We start from the raw sequence: 16,829 nt of genomic DNA, 5'->3' as shown, positions 1-16,829 counted from the left end.
ATACCGTCAAAGGGTGCAAATCGGGCTCCTCCCGGCGTCGGCGCACGACGTCTTCGTCGGTGCGGGGCTGGCCGTGGCCGCAGCGACGTTCGGGTACGAGGTGCGCCGCCGCGGCCGCTCCGACCCGCGGCTCTGGTACCTGCTCTGCGGCGCGCTCGTCGGCGGCCTGCTGGCCGGCCGCCTCGCCGGGTGGGCCCGTCACCTCGACCCGGGCGCCAACCCGAGCCTCGCGGAGCAGTGGCTCTACGGCGGGCGCAGCATCCTGTCCGGTCTGGCCGGCGCCTACGCGGGGGTGCTGGTCGCCAAGCGGTGGTGCCGGTACCCGTGGCGCTCCGGGGACCTGTTCGCGCCGGCGGTCGCGGCCGGGATGGCCGTCGGGCGGGTCGGCTGCCTGCTCACCGAGCGGCCCGGCACGCCGACCGGTGCGCCCTGGGGGGTCACGCTCGGCGCGGCCGACGCCGCCCGTTTCCCGGGAACGCCTCCGGGCGTGGCGCTGCACCCCTCGTTCGCGTACGAGATCGTCTTCCAGGTTGTCGCCCTTGTCCTGCTGATCGTGCTGCGGGACCGGGTCACGCGGCCGGACGCGCTGTTCACCGGCTATCTGGTGGGCTACGCGGCCTTCCGGTTCGCGGTGGAGTTCGTGCGCGGCAACGAGGTGGTCGCCGCCGGGCTCAGCCGGTCCCAGATCTTCCTGCTCTGCTGCCTGCCGCTGCTCGGCTGGCGGCTGCGCCGGCTGCTGACCACCCGCGAGGAGGAGACCGTATGGGCGCGCTGACCGGGATGCCGCTGCGCGGTGACCGCATCCACCGTTACGTGAACGCGTTCTGCCCGGTGTGCCACGCCGAGGATCCGCACCGCGACCTGACCGAGGTGGCGCGGCTCTCCGGCTGGCTGGTGGTCCGTGACGAGCGGGTGTGGCTGGAGCGCGGCTGCACCCGGCACGGCCTGATCCGGACGCTCTACGACGAGGACCCGGCGATCCTGAACTACCTGGAACAGTGGACCGCCCCGACCAAGCGGCACGTGCCGGACGTGACTGGGAACTTCACTCCGGTGCCGGCCGCCTACCTCGACGGACTGCCGGAGATGCAGACCCAGCACACGTGCATCCTGCTCACCGACCTGACCGAGGGTTGCAACCTGCGCTGCCCGACCTGCTTCACCGCCTCCGGGCCCGGCGCCGGCGAACCCGTGCCGCTGACCACCGTGCTGGCCGGCATCGACGCCCGGCTGGCCCGCGAGAACGGCCGCCTCGACGTGCTCATGCTCTCCGGCGGCGAGCCGACCCTGCACCCCGGCCTGCCGGAACTGCTCGACGAGGTGGCCGCGCGGCCGATCGTGCGGGTGCTGATCAACACCAACGGGCTGACCCTCGCCCACGACGACGCGCTGCTCGAGACGATCACGCGCCACCGGGAACGCGTCGAGATCTATCTGCAGTACGACGGTGTCACCGCGGCCGCCCACCGCCACCACCGCGGCGCCGACCTGTCCCGGCACAAGGACCAGGCGATCGAGCGGCTCTCCGCGGCCGGGGTCTTCACCACGCTGACGATGACCGCGGCGCTCGGCGTGAACGACGGGGAGATCGGGGCGGTGATCGACCGGGCACTGGAGACGCCGTACGTCGGCGGGGTCAGCGTGCAGCCGCAGTTCGGCTCCGGCAGGTCGGGGCCGATCGACGCGAACGACCGGCTCACCCACACCGGCGTGCTGGCCCGCCTCGGCCCGCAGACCGGCGGCCGGGTCACCTGGCGCGACCTGACCGCGCTGCCCTGCTCCCACCCGCACTGCTGCTCGGTCGGCTACCTGCTGCGCGACGACAGCGGGCAGTGGCGATCACTGACCGCGCTGATCGGCGAGGAGAACTTGCTGGCCCTGCTCAGGGACGCGCCCGGCACTGTCGCGAACCGGATCGCCGACAGCGACCTGCCCGCGGAGCTGCGCCGGGCCGTCCGCGAGTCGGTGCTGGGTCTGCTGTCGGAACAGTCCTCGCTGTCGCACCCCCGGGTCGCCGACCTGTGGCGCGACATCTGCACCGGCTGCGACCTGGGCATCGGCACCCTCGCGACGCTCGTGCTGCCCGGCGGCCGGCAGCGGCTGCGCACCCTGCTCGCCGAACGCGTCAAGCGGATCACCGTGAAGCCGTTCATGGACATCGCCACGATGATCGAGGAACGGCTGCTGCAGTGCTGCGTGCACGTCGGCACCCGCGGCGCGTCCGGCGATCAGTGCGCGCCGTTCTGCGCGGTCCAGGCGTGGCCGGCGCTCGCCGCCCAGCGACTGTCCCGGTGACCACGCCGCCCGATCCGCTGCGCCTCTGCGTCTACGCCACGGTCGCGGCGCTCACCTGGCTGTGCGGCCCGGTGGCGGTGGTTTTCTTCGCCGCCCTCGGCCTGGCCGGTTATCTTCGCGCGCGCCGGCAGGGGCTGCGCCGCTCGGCCTGCGTGCTGCGCGACGTCCGGCTGGTCGTCGCCTACCTCGCGGTGCTGCTGGTGGCCGCCCTCGCCGGCACCCTGCACACCTGGTGGCCCGCCTAGTCACGGCCACCTCCGCGTTCCGAGTGTCGCGGGTGCGGGCCTGCGCCGGGAGCCGCGGCCGGATCAGCGGGACAGCGCCGCGCGGGTCGCTGCCACCAGGGCGTCGACGTCCTCGGCGGTGGTGTCGAACGACGTCATCCAGCGCGCCTCGCCGGTCGGCCAGTCGTAGAAGTCGAACCGCTCGTGCAACGCCGCCAGGGCGGCCGCGGGCAGACCGACGAACACGGCGTTGGCCTGCACCGGGTGGCCGATCTCGGCGCCGGGCAGGGCACCCACCCCCTCGGCGAGCCGGGCCGCCATCGCGTTGGCGTGCGAGGCGCTGCGCAGCCACAGGTCGCCGTCGAGGAGCGCGAGGAACTGCGCGGAGACGAACCGCATCTTCGAGATCAGCTGCATCGACGACTTGCGCAGGTAGTCCATGCCGTGGTTGAGCCGCGGGTTCAGCACCACCACGGCCTCACCGAAGAGCATGCCGTTCTTGGTGCCGCCGAACGACACGAGGTCCACCCCGGCGTCGGTGGTGAACGCGCGGAACGGCTCACCCAGGTGGGCCGCCGCGTTGGCGAGCCGGGCGCCGTCGAGGTGCACCAGCATGTCCCGCTCGTGGGCGAACCCGGCGACCTCCCGGATCTCGTCCGGGGTGTAGACCGTGCCGAGCTCGGTGGCCTGGGAGAGCGACACCACCTGCGGCCGGGCGCGGTGCTCGTCGTCGAAACCCCAGGCCTCACGACGTACGCCGGAAAGGTCGATCTTGCCGTGCGACGTGGGAACGGGCAGCAGCTTGAGCCCGCCCACCTTCTCCGGCGCCGCGCACTCGTCCACGTTGATGTGCGCGCCGTCCGCGCAGATCACCGCGCCCCAGCGATCGCAGGCGGCCTGGAGCGCCACGACGTTCGCGCCGGTCCCGTTGAGCACGGGGTAGGCGCGGGCGGTGTCCCCGAAATGGTGCCGGAACACGTCCTGGAGCCGCCCGGTGTACGAGTCGGCACCGTAACTGGGCTCGTGCCCTCCGTTGGCGGCGGCGATCGCGGCAAGAACCTCCGGATGCGCCCCGGAGTGGTTGTCACTGGCGAAACTTGTCACCCTACGAGTCCCGGCGGTAGTTGTAGACGACATGTTCGGTGACGTCGGCGACGGTGTCATAGAGCGCCCGGGCCTCGGCGTCCGCGAGGGTGTTCCAGTAGAGGCGCGGGAAGCCGTGCTCCTCGCCGTCGCGGGCCACCCACCGGATCAGGGCGGTGGCGAGCCCCTGACGCCGCGCGGCGGGCGCCACGAACAGATCGGCGAGGTAGCAGCGCCCGGCCCGCCACACCCCGGGGTGGAACAGGTAGTGGGCGAGGCCGGTCATCTCGCCGCCGGTCCACACACCGGCCCCGCGGAGCTCCGAGCCGTCGATCAGCCGCCGCCAGGTCCGCCCGTAGTCGTCGTCACCCACCTCGGTGCCGAAGAACCCGTGGAAGCCCCGGGCCAGCGCCTCCCACCCGTTGCGGTCGCTCTCCGCCAGGCGCCTGATCCGCACCTCAGCCATCGGTGGCCTCGCGCTGGATCCGCGGGAACTGCGCGTTCATCGCCTCGGCGAGGGCCTGCGCGGCCGACAGCGGGCGGACCATCACGGTGAACTCGTCGATCAGGCCGTCCTCGTCGAGGTGGAGGAAGTCGCATCCGGTGATCGCCCGGCCGCCGACCGTCGCCTCGAACACCAGCGCGTGGTCACGGTCGCCGGCGGCGGAAAGCTCCTTCACGTACCGGAAGTCCTCGAAGACCCGCAGGACTGCCCGGAGGATCGCCGCGGTGATCGCCTTCCCGGGGTACGGCTTGAACGCCACTGGGCTGGTGAACACCACGTTCTCGGCGAGCAGGGCCTCGATCGCGGCGGTGTCACGTGCGTAGACCGCGTCACGGAACGCTTTCATGCCGACCTCTTCCTACAGCGGTGACGACAGGGCTTTACAGCGGCGACGACAGGGTGACGACGATGCCGACGCCGGCCGGGCGCTTCAGGTGCAGCAGCCGCACGAAGAAACCGCCGATGCGCGCGGTGACGTAGCGGCGCTCCAGCAGCCGGCGGGCGTTCTCGGTCTCCGACTCCGGCAGCAGCACCGCGGTGCCCCGGATGGTCTGCGCGCCCGGCGCCACCTTCCCGCGCAGGTCACAGGCGGTGATCTCGACCTGCGGGTTGTTGCGGATCCGCTTGACCTTGCCGGCGCCGGCCGCGGACACGGTGGTCACCGTGTCGCCCTCGGCGACGTGCCAGACGGCGGTCGGCACCGGCGTCCCGTTCCTGCGGAACGTGGTCAGGCTGATCTGCTTGCTGGCGGCGATCTCCGCGGGGACGGTCATGACGAAGATCCTATGGTGACGCCGCCGAGAGGGGACACCACGACTGACCGGAACAGGCGTCGCCGGACCTTCCCCTTTCGAGCCACCAGGCGTAGCCGGTCGCGAGCCGGGTATTGCAGCGGCGTCGACCCGCTGCCACGAGGAGTGCCCGCCATGATCCCCAACCTGATCCGACGCTTCGTCATCATGGCGATCGCCGTGCCGCTGGCGGCGGCCGGCGCCCGCAAGCTCGGCGACGTCCTGGAAGCGCGGCGCGGCAGGAACCGCACCAGCACCCTGCTGCGCAAGGGCGCGGACACGCTGCAGGGTTTCGGCCGCCAGAAGAAGCAGCAGCGCCGCTTCTCCCTCAGCCGCTGAGCGCAGCCGTCTCCTCCCGCCGCCGGATGTGGTGGGATGGGCGGCGTGCCGGAGACGCTTCCCGAGCCGCCCGCGCGGCAGCCCGACCTCGACGACGACTTCGCCGGCCCCCGCCTGCGCGAGGACCTGTGGATCGATCACTACCTGCCCCACTGGACCACTCCGGACCGGTCCGGGGCCCGTTACGACTTCGACGACCGGGGTCTGCGGCTGCGCATCGACGAGGATCAGCTCGACTGGCGCCCCGAGGATGCCCCGCTGCGCGTCTCGAACGTGCAGACCGGCAACCACCAGGGCACGCACCGGCACCGTCCGGACGGCCTGGTGGTGCGCACCGCGTCACCGACCCGGCTGCTCTGGGCCCCGAGCGCCGGCCGCGTCGACGTCACCGTGACCGCGAGCCCCGACGCCGGCTGCATGCTCGCCGCCTGGACCGTCGGCACCGAGCACCACGACCCCCGTGACAGCGGCGAGATCTGCCTCTTCGAGATCGACGCCGGAGCCGCGGTGGCCCGCTGCGGGATCAAGGCGCACCACGACGACCGCCTCACCACCGACATGTCGGAGGTGCCGGTCCCGTCCGGGCGGCACACGTGGACCGCGATCTGGGGCCCGGCCGGCACGGTCATCGGCTGCGAGGGCGTCGTCGTGAAACGGTCTGCGCAGGCCCCGCTCTACCCGCAGTTCCTGCTGATCGACCTGTGGGAGATCGGGCCTCGCTCCGGGCCCTACCCCAAGACCGCACACCTCCATCACGTACGCGGGTGGGACCTCACGCCGTGACGATGTTGCCGTCGCTCTCCTTGACGGCGGTCTCGGCCAGCGCTTTCGTCGCGGGCCCACCGGTCGGGGCGCCGGTCGTGATGTCGAATGTGCTCTGGTGGCAGATGCACCTGATCGCCTTGCCGGTCACCTCGGCGACCGTGCAGCCCTGGTGCGTGCAGACGCTCGAGAACGCCTTGTAGGAACCCGCCTCGGGCTGCGTCACGACGTAGATCCCGGTGATGACCCCGCCGCCGACCGGCACGTCGGACGCCTTCGTGATGACGGTTCCGCCGCCGCCCGCGGTGGTGGCGGTTGCCGACCCGCCGGAGCCGGAGCCCGAGTCGCTTCCGGAGTCACCGCAGGCGGCCAGCAGCATCCCCGTGCCGGCCACCCCGGCCATGCCGATCGCCGCGCGCCGATCCACACCGCTCATCGTTTCCGCTTCCCGTGGCCTGGACGTTGTGCGCAACCTTACCGACCGTGGTATGCGGATCGGGCGATTTCTGCCATGGTGAACCGATTGGCCGGCGCGTATGACGGCCGGTCGACGCGAGCCCCTGCGTGCAGCCGGTGTCGATGCGAGCCTTTGCGGGCCGCCGCTCAGGGCTCGAAGCCCGCCGGGTCGAACTCGTCGAAGACCAGCAACGTGCGCGTGTTCACGACGCCGGGCATGCCCTGGATCTCGTCGAGGACCAGGCGCCGCAGATCCGTGTTGTCCTTCGCGCGCACCAGCATGATGACGTCGAACTCGCCGCCGACCAGCGCGATGTGCACGACCCCGGGCAGGGTGCGCAGCCGTTCGCCGACCTCGCGCCACTCCGCCTGGTGCAGGTTCACCGTCACGTAGGCGGACGTGCCCAGCCCGGCCGCGGCGTGGTCGATCTGCGCGCGGAATCCCCTGATCACGTTCGTCTCGCGCAGGCGCTGCACCCGGGCGTACGCGTTGGCGCGCGAGATGTGCAGCGATTCGGAGAGCTGGCGGATCGACATGCGCCCGTCCCGCGTGAGCTCCGCGAGGATGCGCCGGTCGATGTCGTCGAGCTCACTGACCACCTGTCTGCCACTCCTCGCCTTAACGTTCACTTGGTTGGACGGTTGGCCCCGTCACGCCGTAAGCGGAACGCATCTTTCTCGATCTGTCTCAGATTATGGAACAACTGTGGTCCAGGGCACAGCATTACCGCATGACGCCTGACTCCCGTCGGCTGTTGCCGTCCGATGCCCCCGTCACCATGATCGATCCACAGGGAGAAGCGCGCGGCGACGTGCCCGACGACGCGACGCTGCTGCACTCGCTCGGGCTGCTGACGACCGCCCGGCGGCTCAACGACCAGGCGTACGCGCTGGTCAGGCAGGGCCGACTGGCCGTCTACCCGTCGTCGCACGGGCAGGAGGCCTGCCAGGTCGCCGCCGCGCAGGTGCTCGACGCCGGAGACTGGCTGTTCCCGACCTATCGCGACACGATCGCCGCGTCGGTCAAGGGCGTCGACCCGGTCGAGGCGCTGAGCCTGCTCAAGGGCGACTGGCACTGCGGCTACGACCCGTACGAGCACCACGTCGCCCCGCACACCACGCCGCTGGCCACCCAGCTGCCGCACGCGGTCGGCGTGGCGCACGCGGCCCGGCTGCGCGGCGAGCCGACGGTGGTGATGGCGATGTGCGGCGACGGCGGCACCAGCGAAGGAGATTTCCACGAGGCGCTGAACTTCGCCGCCGTGTTCCAGGCGCCGGTGGTTTTCTTCATCCAGAACAACGAGTACGCGATCAGCGTGCCGCTCGCCCGCCAGACCCACGCGCCGTCCCTCGCGCACAAGGGCATCGGCTACGGCATCCCCGGTGAGCGCGTCGACGGCAACGACATGGCCGCCCTGCTCACCGTGCTCGGCGACGCCGTCGCCCGAGCCCGCGCGGGGGAGGGGCCGCAGCTCGTCGAGGCGCACACCTACCGCATGCAGGCGCACACCAACGCCGACGACGCGACCCGCTACCGCGACGACGCCGAGGTGCGGCCCTGGGTGGAGCGCGACCCGATCACCCGGCTGCGCGCCTACCTGACCGGCCGCGGCGTGCTGACCCCCGCGGTCGAGACGGAGTTCACCGCCGAGGCGGAGCGCGCGGCCACCCACCTGCGCGACGGGCTCAACCAGGACATCACCCCCGACCCCGACGACCTTTTCGCGTACGTCTTCGCGACGCCCACCCCGCAGCTGCGCGAGCAGGCGGCGCTGGTGGCGGACGAGCTGAGCCGGGAGGTGGCGCCGTCATGAGCCGGCCGGCGAACCCCACATCGAGATCGGTCCAGGAGTCACGGCGATGCCGGAGCGAAGCGGAGGTGACGGCATGACGGTCACGCATGACAAGCTGTCGATGGCGCAGGCGCTGAACCAGGCGCTGCGCGACGCCATGGCCGAGGATCCGGCGGTGGTGATGTTCGGCGAGGACGTCGGCCCGCTCGGCGGCGTCTTCCGGATCACCGACGGGCTGACCGCCGAGTTCGGGGAGAACAGGTGCTTCGACACCCCGCTCGCCGAGTCCGGCATCGTCGGGATGGCGGTCGGGATGGCGATGAACGGCATGCGCCCGGTCGTCGAGATGCAGTTCGACGCGTTCGCGTACCCGGCGTTCGAGCAGATCGTCAGCCACGTCGCGAAGATGCACAACCGCACCCGCGGGCGGGTGAGGCTGCCGATGGTGATCCGGGTGCCGTACGCCGGTGGCATCGGCGGCGTCGAGCACCACTGCGACTCCTCCGAGGCGTACTACGCGCACACCCCCGGGCTGCAGGTCGTCGCGCCGGCCACGCCCGCTGACGCGTACGCGCTGCTCAGAGCGGCGATCGAGGCACCCGACCCGGTCGTCTTCCTGGAACCGAAGAAGCTCTACTGGAGCAAGGAGGAGATCGAGTTCCCGGTACGGGCGCCGGGCATCGGCACGGCCGTGATCCGCCGCGCCGGCACGGACGCCACCCTCATCGCGTACGGGCCCAGCGTCCCCGTGGCACTGGAAGCCGCCGAGGTCGCCGCGCAGGAGGGCCGCGAGCTCCAGGTGGTGGACCTGCGCTCGATCGTCCCGTTCGACGACGAGACGGTCTGCGCCGCGGTCCGCGCCACCGGCCGCGCCGTGGTGGTCACCGAGTCGGCCGGCTTCGCCGGGGTCGCCGCGGAGATCGCCGCCCGGGTCACCGAACGCTGCTTCTCCAGCCTGGCCGCGCCGGTGCGCCGGGTGACCGGGTTCGACATCCCGTACCCGCCGCCGAAGCTCGAACACTTCCAGCTGCCCGGCGTGGACCGGGTGCTCGACGCCGTCGACGACCTCCAGTGGGAGCAGTGATGATCTTCCGTCTGCCGGACCTCGGGGAGGGGCTGACCGAGGCCGAGATCGTGCGCTGGATGGTGGCCGAGGGCGACGTCGTCGCGGTGGACCAGAGCATCGCCGAGGTGGAGACCGCGAAGTCGATGGTGGAGGTGCCGTCGCCGTACGCGGGAAAGGTCGCCGTCCTGCACGCGAAAGCCGGTGAGACGCTCGCTGTCGGCGAGCCCCTGATCACCGTGGAGGACCTGGCCGCCGAGACCTACCGCGAGGAGGAGCAGGCCGGGTCCGGCAGCGTCCTCGTGGGGTACGGCACCTCGACGACCGTGTCGTCGCGCCGGCATCGCAGGCCGCGGGTGCCGGTGCGGCCGGCCACGCACGTCCGCCCGGCGCGGGTGGTCTCGCCGCTGGTCCGCAATCTCGCGCGCAGCAACGGCGTCGACCTGGAGAAGGTGACGCCGACCGGGCGTGGGGGCGTGATCGTGCGCGCCGACGTCGAGCGCGCGATGGCGGCCCTCGCGGTGCAGCCGGCCGGCATCGCGCCGGCCGGCGTTGCACCGGGCGACATCGCGTCGGCCGGCGTTGCATCCGCGGGTGCCGGCTCTCGGGCGGCCGCCCTGGCGCCGGCGGGCCTCGCCGCTCCGGCCTCGCCGCCGCTGTCGGCGGCCGGGGAGAGGCGGGTGGCGCTGAACGGTTTCGGGAAGGCGGCCGCGGCGGCACTGACCAGGAGCCGGGCGGAGATCCCCGAGGCGACCGTGTGGGTCGACGTGGACGCGACGAAACTCTGGGAGCTGCGCGAGAGCACGCCGGACGGGCCGGGGTTGCTCGCCTACCTCGCGCGGTTCACGGTGGCGGCGCTGCGGGAGTTCCCGGTGCTGAATGCCCGCTTCGACGCGGCGGCGCAGGAAATCGTCACCGTCGACGCGGTCAACCTCGGCATCGCGGTCCAGGGGGATCGGGGCCTGATGGCACCGGCGGTGCTCGGCGCGGAGAAAATGACCACCACCACGCTCGGCGAGAACATCCGCCGGTTGACGGCCGCGGCACGGGAGGGACGCGTCTCCGCGGAGGAGCTGTCGGCGGGAACCTTCACCCTGAACAACTACGGCAGTCTCGGCGTCGACGGCAGCGCAGCGATCATCAACCACCCGCAGGTCGCGATCCTCGGCTTCGGCCGGATCCTGGACCGGCCCTGGGTCGTCGACGGCCAGTTGTGCGTTCGTAAGATCACGCAGATGAGCTTCGTCTTCGACCACCGCGTCTGCGACGGCGCCGTCGCCGCCGGCTTCATGCGCCGCGTCGCCGACGCGATCGAGAACCCGGCCTCGGCGATCGCCCACCTGTGACCCCGGCCGATCCCACCGGCCACGGCCGTTCCGCGGTCCCGGCGGATTCGCCCGGCGGCGATCCGGCCCTGGTCCCGGCGGGCGTGCCCGGCCGCGACCCAGCCGTGGTCCCGGCGGGTGCACCCGGCCGTGGCCCGGCCGTGGTCCTGGTCGATCTTCCCGGCAGCGGCCCGGCGCAGGACGTCGCGCTCGGGCCGCTGCTGCTGCGGCACGGCCTCGGCGACGCCCGCGACATCCTCCGGGTCTACTCGCCGTCGCCGACCGCGGCGTTCAGCCGCCGGGACACGCTGCGGCCCGGCTACGCCCGGGCCGCGGCAGCTGTCCGGGAAGGAAACTTTCTTCCTGTCATCCGGCCGCAGGGCGGCAGTCTCGCCGCGTACGACCGCGGCAGTGTCGTGGTCGACCACGTCCACCGGTCGGGCTCCTCGCTCTCCGACCCCGGTCCACGGTTCCGGCACTTCGCCGAGATGCACGCCGCGATGCTCGTCCGGCTCGGCGTCCCGGCGCGGATCGGCCCGGTCCCGCGCGAGTACTGCCCGGGCGAGTACAGCCTGCACGCCGCCGGGGCGAAGATCGTCGGCTCCGCGCAGCGCGTCACCCGGGACGGCTGGCTGTTCAGCACCGTCATCCAGGTCAGCGGCGCGGCCCGCCTCCGAGCCGTCCTGACGCCGGCGTACCGGGAGCTGGGCTACGACTTCGACCCGTCCACGGTCGGCGCCGCCGAGGACACAGCCGCCGCGGTGACGGTCGCCGCGGTCACCACGGCGGTCCTGGCCGCCTACGGCGTGAGCGGCCCCGCCGTCACGCTGCCCGCCGTACTGATCGCGGGACTGCCGGGCTGACCCGGCCGGGTTGCGATCCCTCTCGGGCCATCGCGTTGTTTCATTTGTTTCACCGGGTTCCGGAACCACAACGTATTGACGTCGATCTCAGGATGTAACAATTCTGGACTCACTCGGCAGGCTGGGAGTGAGGAGACGTGATGCGGCGCGGTGCGGCGGGACTTCTCGGAATGGTGCTGGTCGTGTCCGGGCCGGCGGCGGCCACCGCGCATCCACCCGCCGGGGACGGGCAGGCGCGGGTCTGGGTCACCACGGTGGATCGCGGCGAACTGCTGCACGAGCGGGCGCCCATCACGTTCCACCGGGGACGGAGCGCGCATCCGACCATCGTCGTCAATCCGGAGACCACCTATCAGCGGATGGACGGGTTCGGGGCGTCGATCACCGACTCGGCCGCGAGCGTGCTGTACCGGCTGGCGCCGCGGGCGCGGGACAACGCCGTACGCCAATTGTTCGATCGGGAAAAGGGAATCGGGGTGAGCTTTCTGCGGCAGCCGATCGGCTCGTCCGATTTCACGGCTGCCGCCGAGCATTACACCTATGACGACGTGCCGGCCGGGCAGACCGATTTCGCGCTGCGGCATTTCAGCATCGAGCACGACCGGGCGCAGATCCTGCCCCTGCTGCGACAGGCCCGCCGGCTCAACCCCGACCTGCGCATCCTCGGTACGCCGTGGAGCCCGCCGGCCTGGATGAAGACCACGGATTCCCTGGTCGGCGGGCGGCTCAAGGATGATCCGCGGGTCTACGACGCGTACGCGCGCTATCTGGTGAGGTTCGTCCAGGCGTACGCCGAAGCGGGCGTCCCGATCGATTACCTGACCGTGCAGAACGAGCCGCAGAACCGTAAACCCGGCGGTTATCCCGGCACGGACATGCCGGTGCGGCAGGAAGCGGCGGTCATCGAACGGCTCGGCCCGATGCTGCGGAAGCTCAGCCCGGGAACGCGGATTCTCGGGTACGACCACAACTGGCAGACGCATCCGGGCGATGTGGGCTCCACCCCGCCGGGGGAGGACCCGGAGACCGACTATCCGGACCGGTTGCTGGACACCCCGGCCGCGAGATGGATCGCCGGAACCGCGTACCACTGCTATTCCGGTGACCCGAGTGCGCAGACCGCCCTGCACGACGCCCACCCGGACAAGGGCATCTGGTTCACCGAGTGCTCCGGTTCGCACGGCGCCGGCGACACCGAAGAACAGATCTTCCGGGGCACGCTGACCTGGCACGCCCGTACCCTCGCGATCGGCGTTCCCCGCAACTGGGGGAAGTCCGTCGTCAACTGGAACATCGCGCTGGACAGCACCGGCGGCCCGCACCTGGGTGGCTGCGGCACCTGCACCGGCCTGCTCACTGTGCTGCCCGACGGCACGGTCCGGCCGGACGCCGAATACTTCACGATCGGTCACCTGTCGAAGTTCGTCCGGCCCGGCGCGGTCCGGATCGCGAGCACGTCCTTCGGCACCACCGGCTGGAACGGGCAGATCATGGATGTGGCGTTCCGCAACCCGGACGGCTCCACGGTGCTCGTCGTCCACAACCAGAACGACGAGGCGCGTACGTTCGCGGTGGCCCTCGGCTCCCGCATCGCCGAGTACACGCTGCCCGGCGGGGCGCTTGCGACGATGGTCCTGCCCCGCTTGACGGACGCGCATCCGGGCCAGATTCCCCTGGCTGGCGCCACGGCCGTCGCGTCCCCGCCCGGCGAGGGCGCGCCCCTGGCCGTCGACGGTGACGCCTCGACCCGCTGGTCCAGCGGTACCGCCCAGGCCCCGGGACAGTATCTGCAGGTCGATCTGGGTGCTGCCAAGACGTTCCGGCGGGTGGCGATCGACAGCGGTGGCAACCTCGGCGACTACGCCCGCGCCTGGAAACTGGAGGTGAGCCGCGACGGCGCGTCGTGGCGGACCGCGGCCACCGGGAGCGGCACCGGTCAGCTCACGGACGTCGACCTGCCGCCCACCCGGGCGCGTTACCTGCGGATCACCTCGACCGGCAGCAGCGCGAGCGGGTGGAGCATCGCCGACCTGCGGCTCTACCGGCACGTGCGATGACCGCGCCCGCAGGGGCGGCGCGGGCGGCCACGGTGCCCGCCGGTCAGCCCTTCAGCAGAGGCATCAGCAGGTCGAGCGCCCGTTCGAACTCGGGGTGGTCGCCCGAGCAGTCGTCGGCGGTGTAGGTCCACGACGGGGTGACCAGCCGGTAACGGAACCCGTCCGCGCAGACCGCCGAACCCTTCGAAGGGGACGCCACCGCCAGCTTCGACGCGCTCAGGACCTGCTGCAACGCGGAGATGACGGCGGGATCGGCGGCGACCGGCTGCCCGGCGACACCCCGGTGCGAGACCGTCATCATGCCGTCCGCGCCCAGGTGCAGCCGATCGTCGAAGCCTGCGAAGCCGCCGGTGCGCGAGAAGTCCAGCGGGAACACCGCGGCGGCCGGGGTGGTGGCGCCGCCACTCACCTGCGGCGTGGAGCCGCCCGGGGCGCCCGCGGTCTGATCGGCGCACCCCGCGATGACGGCCAGGAGCAGCAGTGCCGGGACAAGGCTTCGAGTCATGGAGTTCTGACGTACCCGCCGGACGGCCGGTTCCCACCCGTTCGCTGACGTTCCGTGGAGGCGGGCGTGGAGGCGGGCACCGTGGCGCCTCGGCCGGCCGGGTCGTTGCCACGGCCTCCCCGGACCGTGGCGGTCACAGGGCCGGCCCGTCCCGCTCCGGGCGGCTCAGCTCGGGATCAGGTCCGGTTCGGGCGCCGTGCCCGTGTCCAGGCCGCCGTCGAGCTCGGCGGCCGGCACCACCCGGGCGAGCGGCTCGCTGTCCACCCGCACCCGGAACCCGGCCGGTGGCCCGGACCGCTCCCACTCGGCGCCGATCACCGTGCCCTCCCGGCCGTCGACCCGGATCCGGGTGCCCGGCGCCGGGGCCCCGAACGGCTCCACGAGCACCGCGTCCAGGATGTGCCGGACCCCCTCGAGCGACCCGCGCAGACTGGTCGAGCGCAACTCCCGCCCGAGCGTGATCGCCGCGTCGCGCACCCGCCGGTCGGTGTCGGTCTCGCCGGCTGTGAGAGCGGTCTCCACGCGCGCCCACAGCTGCCACCGGCCCTGGTCGAGCAGGTGCCGGGCGGCCCGGTCCAGCCCGGCGCAGGCGATGTCGACGGCGGCCTCCTCGCCCAGCTCGGCGGCCCAGGCCAGCTCGTCCGCCGGGGGCGACAGCGCGGGGCACTCGTGCCGGAGAACCGCGTACAGCATCGCGATGATCGTCTCCCGGCCCTCGCCCGCGTAGAGCGGGCCGGCCGCGGTGATCGCGCGCAGCGGCGGGAAGCGCCGGACCAGGTGCTCGGCCCGGCCCAGCGGCAGGTCGGCGGCGAGCCGGGTGTCGTGGACGCGGGCGTGGAACGTCCGGTTCGCGCGGGCGTCGGACATCCACGCGCGGTGCTCGTCGACGCTCGCGGCCGGGGCGTCGGCGTGCGGGCGAGCGGCCGGGTTCTGCGCGGCGTGCAGCCGGGCGGCGACCGAATACGCCACCCCGAGCTCGGCGGCCAGCGCCCGGATCGCACGTTTGCGGGCCCGGTCGGGCACGGGTCGTCGGTTTCGCGTTGCGCTCATGGGCGTCCTCCCGGGCATATCGTATGCCGCCGGGGTTGTAAGGTGGTGGTGCAGCGCGCCTGCACGAGCGTTGTGCGGTTCCCCACGCGGGCCGCGCGTCAACGCCAAGAGGCCCCGACTCAGCGCATGTGACACCTGTCCGTTTTCGCACGTCTGCGTGCGTTGTGTTGGGCGGGGTGCGTGGGGCTTCGCCGTGAGGACGTGTGTCGTGTTCGAGCGGTTCACCGACCGGGCTCGCCGGGTTGTCGTCCTGGCCCAGGAAGAGGCCCGGATGCTCAACCACAACTACATCGGTACGGAACATGTCCTGCTGGGCCTGATCCACGAGGGCGAAGGTGTCGCCGCGAAGGCTCTGGAGAGCCTCGGCGTCTCCCTCGAGGGTGTCCGGCAGCAGGTTGAGGAGATCATCGGCCAGGGCCAGCAGGCGCCGAGCGGGCACATCCCGTTCACGCCGCGGGCGAAGAAGGTGCTGGAGCTGTCTCTGCGGGAGGCGCTGCAGCTCGGCCACAACTACATCGGCACCGAGCACATCCTGCTCGGGCTGATCCGTGAGGGTGAGGGCGTCGCCGCCCAGGTGCTGGTCAAGCTCGGCGCCGATCTGGGCCGGGTCCGCCAGCAGGTGATCCAGCTGGTCGCGGGCCACACCGAGGCGCCGGCGGCAGCGGCCGGCGGCACGGCGGGCGAGGCGGCCGGCACGACGAATTCGGCTCTGCTCGACCAGTTCGGGCGCAACCTCACCCAGGACGCGCGTGACGGCAAGCTCGACCCGGTCATCGGCCGGGAGAAGGAGATCGAGCAGGTCATGCAGGGCCTGTCCCGGCGCCGGAAGAACAATCCGGTGCTGATCGGCGAGCCCGGCGTCGGCAAGACCGCGGCGGTCGAGGGTCTCGCGCAGGCGATCGTCAAGGGCGACGTGCCCGAGACGCTCAAGGAGAAGCAGCTCTACACCATGGACATGGGCTCGATGGTGGCCGGCTCGCGGTACCGCGGTGACTTCGAGGAGCGCCTGAAGAAGGTGCTCAAGGAGATCCGCACGCGCGGCGACATCATCCTGTTCATCGACGAGATCCACACCCTGGTCGGGGCCGGCGCGGCCGAGGGCGCGATCGACGCGGCCTCGATCCTCAAGCCGATGCTGGCGCGGGGCGAGCTGCAGATGATCGGCGCCACGACCCTCGACGAGTACCGGAAGTTCGTCGAGAAGGACAAGGCCCTCGAGCGCCGCCTGCTGCCGATCCAGGTCGGCGAGCCGTCCCTGGCCCACTCGATCGAGATCCTGAAGGGCCTGCGGGATGCGTACGAGGCGCACCACCGGGTCACCTACACCGACGCGGCCCTGGTCGCGGCGGCCACCCTCGCCGACCGCTACATCTCCGACCGGTTCCTGCCGGACAAGGCGATCGACCTGATCGACGAGGCCGGCGCCCGGATGCGCATCCGCCGCATGAGCACCCCGCCGGACCTGCGCGATCTCGACGAGAAGATCGCCCAGGTGCGCCGCGACAAGGAGTCGGTCATCGACTCGCAGGACTTCGAGCGCGCCGCGCAACTGCGTGACGACGAGAAGAAGCTCCTCGACCAGCGCTCGCAGCGGGAGAAGGAGTGGAAGGCCGGCGACCTCGACGTCGTGTCCGAGATCGACGACGAGCAGATCGCGGAAGTGCTCGGGCTCTGGACGGGCATCCCGGTCTACAAGCTGACCGAGGAGGAGACCTCGC

Annotated in this window: 19 protein-coding genes; 11 read left to right on the top strand and 8 right to left on the bottom strand. The window is 72.0% G+C overall.

Annotated features, from left to right (window positions below):
- The first annotated feature begins 13 nt into the window (after positions 1 to 13).
- Genes Acy02nite_RS15360 through Acy02nite_RS15350 form a run of 3 tightly spaced genes read left to right on the top strand, consistent with a single transcriptional unit; the run spans position 14 to position 2,540 of the window.
- Positions 14 to 775, top strand: coding sequence for a prolipoprotein diacylglyceryl transferase (locus Acy02nite_RS15360; RefSeq protein WP_203741142.1), 762 nt, complete (start codon positions 14 to 16; stop codon positions 773 to 775).
- Positions 763 to 2,295, top strand: a complete 1,533-nt coding sequence (locus Acy02nite_RS15355) for a radical SAM protein (RefSeq protein ID WP_203741140.1) — start codon at positions 763 to 765, stop codon at positions 2,293 to 2,295. Before Acy02nite_RS15360 ends, Acy02nite_RS15355 begins: the two co-directional genes overlap by 13 nt.
- On the top strand, positions 2,292 to 2,540 hold the full coding sequence (locus Acy02nite_RS15350) for a hypothetical protein (protein ID WP_203741133.1): 249 nt from the start codon (positions 2,292 to 2,294) through the stop codon (positions 2,538 to 2,540). Before Acy02nite_RS15355 ends, Acy02nite_RS15350 begins: the two co-directional genes overlap by 4 nt.
- 63 nt (positions 2,541 to 2,603) lie before the next feature.
- On the opposite strand, the gene Acy02nite_RS15345 is transcribed toward Acy02nite_RS15350, so the two are convergent.
- From Acy02nite_RS15345 to Acy02nite_RS15330, 4 genes are read right to left on the bottom strand one after another with little or no spacing between them, the layout of a single operon-like run.
- On the bottom strand, positions 2,604 to 3,623 hold the full coding sequence (locus Acy02nite_RS15345) for a threonine aldolase family protein (RefSeq protein WP_239174846.1): 1,020 nt from the start codon (positions 3,621 to 3,623) through the stop codon (positions 2,604 to 2,606).
- Between the two features lies 1 nt (position 3,624).
- Complete coding sequence (locus tag Acy02nite_RS15340; RefSeq protein WP_203741129.1) at positions 3,625 to 4,068, bottom strand: GNAT family N-acetyltransferase; 444 nt, start codon at positions 4,066 to 4,068, stop codon at positions 3,625 to 3,627.
- Complete coding sequence (locus tag Acy02nite_RS15335) at positions 4,061 to 4,453, bottom strand: nuclear transport factor 2 family protein (protein ID WP_203741127.1); 393 nt, start codon at positions 4,451 to 4,453, stop codon at positions 4,061 to 4,063. The genes Acy02nite_RS15340 and Acy02nite_RS15335 overlap by 8 nt, the downstream gene beginning before the upstream one ends.
- Before the next feature lie 34 nt (positions 4,454 to 4,487).
- Complete coding sequence (locus Acy02nite_RS15330; protein WP_203741126.1) at positions 4,488 to 4,880, bottom strand: PPOX class F420-dependent oxidoreductase; 393 nt, start codon at positions 4,878 to 4,880, stop codon at positions 4,488 to 4,490.
- 153 nt (positions 4,881 to 5,033) lie between these two features.
- Here Acy02nite_RS15330 and Acy02nite_RS15325 point away from each other — a divergent pair, with 153 nt between their 5' ends.
- Together Acy02nite_RS15325 and Acy02nite_RS15320 are read left to right on the top strand one after the other, a co-directional pair.
- A complete protein-coding gene (locus Acy02nite_RS15325; protein WP_203741125.1) occupies positions 5,034 to 5,237 on the top strand; it encodes a hypothetical protein in 204 nt (67 codons plus the stop codon).
- Between the two features lie 45 nt (positions 5,238 to 5,282).
- Positions 5,283 to 6,020 (top strand): LamG domain-containing protein, encoded by a 738-nt coding sequence (locus Acy02nite_RS15320; protein ID WP_239174844.1) that lies wholly within the window; start codon positions 5,283 to 5,285, stop codon positions 6,018 to 6,020.
- Here the strand turns inward: Acy02nite_RS15320 and Acy02nite_RS15315 are convergent.
- Together Acy02nite_RS15315 and Acy02nite_RS15310 are read right to left on the bottom strand one after the other, a co-directional pair.
- Positions 6,010 to 6,435 carry a Rieske (2Fe-2S) protein gene (locus Acy02nite_RS15315; protein WP_203741123.1) on the bottom strand — a complete coding sequence of 142 codons (426 nt, stop codon included), beginning with the start codon at positions 6,433 to 6,435 and terminating at the stop codon, positions 6,010 to 6,012. The genes Acy02nite_RS15320 and Acy02nite_RS15315 overlap by 11 nt on opposite strands.
- Positions 6,436 to 6,602: 167 nt before the next feature.
- Complete coding sequence (locus Acy02nite_RS15310; RefSeq protein ID WP_203741122.1) at positions 6,603 to 7,055, bottom strand: Lrp/AsnC family transcriptional regulator; 453 nt, start codon at positions 7,053 to 7,055, stop codon at positions 6,603 to 6,605.
- Between the two features lie 131 nt (positions 7,056 to 7,186).
- Here Acy02nite_RS15310 and Acy02nite_RS15305 point away from each other — a divergent pair, with 131 nt between their 5' ends.
- The 5 genes from Acy02nite_RS15305 (at position 7,187) to Acy02nite_RS15285 (ending at position 13,556) form a co-directional block, all read left to right on the top strand.
- Complete coding sequence (locus tag Acy02nite_RS15305) at positions 7,187 to 8,269, top strand: thiamine pyrophosphate-dependent dehydrogenase E1 component subunit alpha (protein ID WP_203741121.1); 1,083 nt, start codon at positions 7,187 to 7,189, stop codon at positions 8,267 to 8,269.
- A gap of 73 nt (positions 8,270 to 8,342) precedes the next feature.
- The gene (locus Acy02nite_RS15300; protein WP_203741120.1) at positions 8,343 to 9,332 is read left to right on the top strand and encodes an alpha-ketoacid dehydrogenase subunit beta; all 990 of its coding nucleotides are present in this window, start codon (positions 8,343 to 8,345) and stop codon (positions 9,330 to 9,332) included.
- On the top strand, positions 9,332 to 10,657 hold the full coding sequence (locus Acy02nite_RS15295; RefSeq protein ID WP_203741118.1) for a dihydrolipoamide acetyltransferase family protein: 1,326 nt from the start codon (positions 9,332 to 9,334) through the stop codon (positions 10,655 to 10,657). The genes Acy02nite_RS15300 and Acy02nite_RS15295 overlap by 1 nt, the downstream gene beginning before the upstream one ends.
- Positions 10,654 to 11,499 (top strand): lipoyl protein ligase domain-containing protein, encoded by an 846-nt coding sequence (locus tag Acy02nite_RS15290; RefSeq protein WP_203741116.1) that lies wholly within the window; start codon positions 10,654 to 10,656, stop codon positions 11,497 to 11,499. The genes Acy02nite_RS15295 and Acy02nite_RS15290 overlap by 4 nt, the downstream gene beginning before the upstream one ends.
- Positions 11,500 to 11,639: 140 nt before the next feature.
- Complete coding sequence (locus Acy02nite_RS15285; RefSeq protein WP_239174842.1) at positions 11,640 to 13,556, top strand: discoidin domain-containing protein; 1,917 nt, start codon at positions 11,640 to 11,642, stop codon at positions 13,554 to 13,556.
- A gap of 43 nt (positions 13,557 to 13,599) precedes the next feature.
- Here the strand turns inward: Acy02nite_RS15285 and Acy02nite_RS15280 are convergent, their stop codons facing one another.
- Positions 13,600 to 14,061 (bottom strand): hypothetical protein, encoded by a 462-nt coding sequence (locus Acy02nite_RS15280; protein WP_203741114.1) that lies wholly within the window; start codon positions 14,059 to 14,061, stop codon positions 13,600 to 13,602.
- Between the two features lie 165 nt (positions 14,062 to 14,226).
- Positions 14,227 to 15,111, bottom strand: a complete 885-nt coding sequence (locus tag Acy02nite_RS15275) for a hypothetical protein (protein WP_203741113.1) — start codon at positions 15,109 to 15,111, stop codon at positions 14,227 to 14,229.
- 208 nt (positions 15,112 to 15,319) lie between these two features.
- Here Acy02nite_RS15275 and Acy02nite_RS15270 point away from each other — a divergent pair.
- A partial coding sequence (locus Acy02nite_RS15270) for a Clp protease N-terminal domain-containing protein (RefSeq protein WP_203741112.1) occupies positions 15,320 to 16,829 on the top strand: 1,510 nt, incomplete at its 3' end.

Origin of the sequence: Actinoplanes cyaneus (assembly GCF_016862095.1) — a bacterium.
GTDB lineage: Bacteria > Actinomycetota > Actinomycetes > Mycobacteriales > Micromonosporaceae > Actinoplanes > Actinoplanes cyaneus.
The sequence above is the reverse complement of the archived record's forward strand: the minus strand, read 5'-3'. Positions and strand labels throughout refer to the sequence as shown.